At 39.5% G+C, this 3,490-nt stretch carries 3 protein-coding genes; 2 read left to right on the plus strand and 1 reads right to left on the minus strand.

Annotation, left to right across the window (positions count from 1 at the left end; translation table 11 throughout):
* Positions 1–692: 692 nt before the first annotated feature.
* Positions 693–1,253, minus strand: a complete 561-nt coding sequence (gmhB, locus tag H5125_RS21450) for a D-glycero-beta-D-manno-heptose 1,7-bisphosphate 7-phosphatase (protein ID WP_101088188.1) — start codon at positions 1,251–1,253, stop codon at positions 693–695.
* A gap of 201 nt (positions 1,254–1,454) precedes the next feature.
* Between gmhB and H5125_RS21455 the strand changes: the two genes are divergently transcribed.
* Together H5125_RS21455 and H5125_RS21460 are read left to right on the plus strand one after the other, a co-directional pair.
* On the plus strand, positions 1,455–2,129 hold the full coding sequence (locus tag H5125_RS21455; protein ID WP_101088186.1) for a GntR family transcriptional regulator: 675 nt from the start codon (positions 1,455–1,457) through the stop codon (positions 2,127–2,129).
* Positions 2,130–2,242: 113 nt separating this feature from the next.
* Positions 2,243–3,325, plus strand: coding sequence for a ketoacyl-ACP synthase III (locus H5125_RS21460; RefSeq protein WP_101088184.1), 1,083 nt, complete (start codon positions 2,243–2,245; stop codon positions 3,323–3,325).
* Positions 3,326–3,490 lie beyond the last annotated feature (165 nt).

The raw sequence follows: 3,490 nt of genomic DNA on the forward strand, positions 1-3,490 counted from the left end.
AAGAATCAATTAAATGTTTGTACATATTACTATGAACATTCATCGTTGCATTGAGTTGTAATTTTTTGATTGCCAACATTCCGAAGAACAGAAGACAATTTCGAATAACTCAATACCTGTGAATGCCCACACAGATTACTTGATAAATTGTTAAAGAGCGGACCTGGTAACTAGCGTTAAACGCTGCGTTCCGTGTCAGTGGGGTGTATTATAGGGAAAAATTTTTATAGCGCAAGAGCTTTCTACGGTTTTTATGACTATTACGACCCAACTGCATACTATTTGAACTTAAAGCCATATTTATTGAAGTTTTTGCTGACTTTATAACCATAAATGGCTCGCTACAACGAACAGCAAATTTATTTTATCTACCTATATAAGGCTTATTATGCGGCTCAGCGTGGTTTAAGTGGCTAATTTAGCTTGTTGAGACCAAAACATAACTGAAACGGCGTTAATTTCATGTTAACTTCGTAGCAACTTTTAGTAGCACGAACGATTTGGCGTTAATGGATGACATATCTTTATTTGGATTAGGGGTTTGTTAGCAACAAAAATATGCTGACTAGTATATAAAGGAAGAGAAAGTCTAAAACTAAGTAATTGTTACACTGAAAATCTCTGTTCATATATAAGTCGGTGAAAGCTTATATATGAACAGTTGAAATGATAGCTTTGCATTGGCTATTCTATTATTTTGTGAGTAATTGACTTAGCAGACTCGGAACGTCAGCGATACTGTCAACCACTGCACTGGCAAGTTCAACTCCGGCTTCGTCTACTACTTTACCTGAACGAACCAAAATGGCAGTGTTAATGCCAGCCGCTTTTGCTGCGCGCATATCATCAGCTTTATCACCCACCATTACAGACTGGCTCATATCGATTTTCAAGAATTCTGCAGCATCGAGCATCATGCCGGGTTTTGGCTTTCTGCAATCGCAATCTTGCTTATATCCACCTAGGCCTTTTTGTGGATGATGCGGGCAATAGTAGATACCATCAAGTTCGACACCTTTATCGGCAAAGTTCCAATCCATCCATTCCGTTAAATGATGAAAATCATCTTCACTGTACATGCCACGAGCAATGCCGGATTGATTGGTCACCACTATTAATAGGTAACCCATTTGCTTTAATGCAAGACACGCTTCAAATACACCGTCGATATACTCAAAGTCGTCCACTGTATGAACGTAACCATTGTCTTTATTGATCACACCATCACGATCGAGAAATACTGCTTTATTCAACCTAACACTCCTTAAACTCTTTCTTGTGTCGATTATCCCATTGAGATGAATTTGGGGCCAGATAATCTGAATATTTTTATTAATTTGTTTATTTACCCCCATTTTATGAGCTTAATCTGCATAATTGTATAGGTTTCACTTTATAAAGCGGCGGCTAAGCGTTACCCTTGCTCGAAGAAATTAGTGATTATTATAGAATACATGAGCAATATACCTCCTATTATTCATAAAACGCGTACGCAACTTGTTGTAGAGGCGCTCAGAGAACGGATCCTTTCTGGTGATATACAAGGAGGAGAACCGCTCAGGCAGTCTGCTATTGCAGAACAGTTAAATGTAAGTCGCATTCCCGTTCGTGAAGCGTTAGTTCAGTTAGAAGCTGAAGGCTTAATTAATTTCGAACCGCATAAAGGCGCGACGGCAACATTGTTATCTGTTGAGCAAGTCACTGAATTATTTGAATTGCGCGCTATGATCGAATCGGATTTGTTGGCTAAGGCCATCCCTAACCTATCTGACAATGATATTGCCGAAGCTGAAGCCGTACTGGTTAAACTTGAATTGGCATTTAAACTGAAAGAATCAGTAGCCAGTTGGAGTGAGCTTAATACTCGATTCCATACTCGTTTATACCAAGCGGCTAATCGACCTCATACAATGGAAGTGGTTAACGGTTTAAACACCAATTGCGATCGCTATATTCGTCTGCAGTTGTTATTTACTGGCGGGATCCCTATCGCCGAAAGAGAACATCGAGTGTTACTCGAATTATGTAAAAAACGTGACATCGCAAAAGCCACTACTTTACTGCGTGAGCATATCTTGCATGCTTCGGCTTCAATCACGAAACTGGTAGAACAAAAGATTAAGTCATAATAACAAATCTTAGTCATGACCATTTAAGCATTTAATATCAACAGATTAATTTTAAGCTGTTGTTTTTGTATATAAATTTAATTAACTATTGAAACGTATTGAGAGAACTTCTTATGCAGTATGCACACATTACCGGTTGGGGGAAGTCAGTTCCGCCCGCAACATTGACCAATGAAGATTTAGCCACATTCATGGAAACGACGGATGAATGGATTAAAACACGTACTGGTATTAGTAAGCGTAACATCAGTCACGTCAATACTTCTGAAATGGCGTCGGTTGCAGCTAAGCATGCACTTGCCGCTGCAGGGATTGATGGCAGTGAATTAGATTTAATTATTCTAGCCACCGCCAGCCCTGATACCTTGATCCCAAATATTGCATCTACGGTACAGGCAAATATTGGCGCTACCTGCGGTGCATTTGATATTAACGCTGCTTGCAGTGGATTTTTGTATGGCGTTGGCTTGGCTAGCTCAATGATAAAAAGCGGCCAAAGTAAGAAAATTCTGATTATTGGCGCTGAACGTTTATCTTTTTACCTTGATTGGTCTCGACGTGAAACCGCTGTGTTATTTGGTGATGGTGCTGGTGCTGTTGTGCTAGAAGCCAGTGACCAACCTGGTGGCGTATTAGGTTATGAATTAAATAACGATCCTGAAGGTCGCGATATTTTAAAGTCTAACTTTGGCACCCAGATGGATAGATTTGACAATGACTCATTGGATTTTTACATTCATATCAATGGTCAAGATGTGTTTAAACGTGCGATTCATGGCATGGGAAGTTTAAGTAATAAGGTATTAGACAAATGTGGTATCAACATCGATGATGTCGACTTTGTTATTCCGCATCAGGCAAACGAACGTATTATTGATACTTTAGTAAGCCGAATGAAAATTCCAAAAGAAAAAGCTTTCGTCAATATCGCTGATTATGGCAATACATCGGCTGCCACTATCCCGATTGCGATTTGTGATGCGTTATCTCAAGGTAGAATTGAAGCCAATCAAACGATTCTATCTTGCGCGTTTGGTGCTGGATTAACCTCGGCTGCCTTACTGCTAAAATGGGGCGAACGCACCACACCAATTAACACCAGTGATGCAGCATTACCGCCTTGCGATAAAACCGCACTTGAATTGATTAAACCTGCGGTTGATTATTTTTTCAATAAAGCTAAAAACGCAGAATAAGCGATATTGTGCGTTTAATAGAAAAGCCAGTCTCGATGACTTAATGCTATTCGGATAAGCATTACTGTTTATATTTAAGTGGATAACGGCTAGGTATATAGAGCACTGAGCGTGGATACGTTCGGTGCTTTCTTTTATCTGGAAGGATAAAGTGTTTTATATCGG

Source organism: Shewanella sp. SR44-4 (assembly GCF_014163715.1).
In the GTDB taxonomy this organism is placed as follows: Bacteria; Pseudomonadota; Gammaproteobacteria; order Enterobacterales; family Shewanellaceae; genus Shewanella.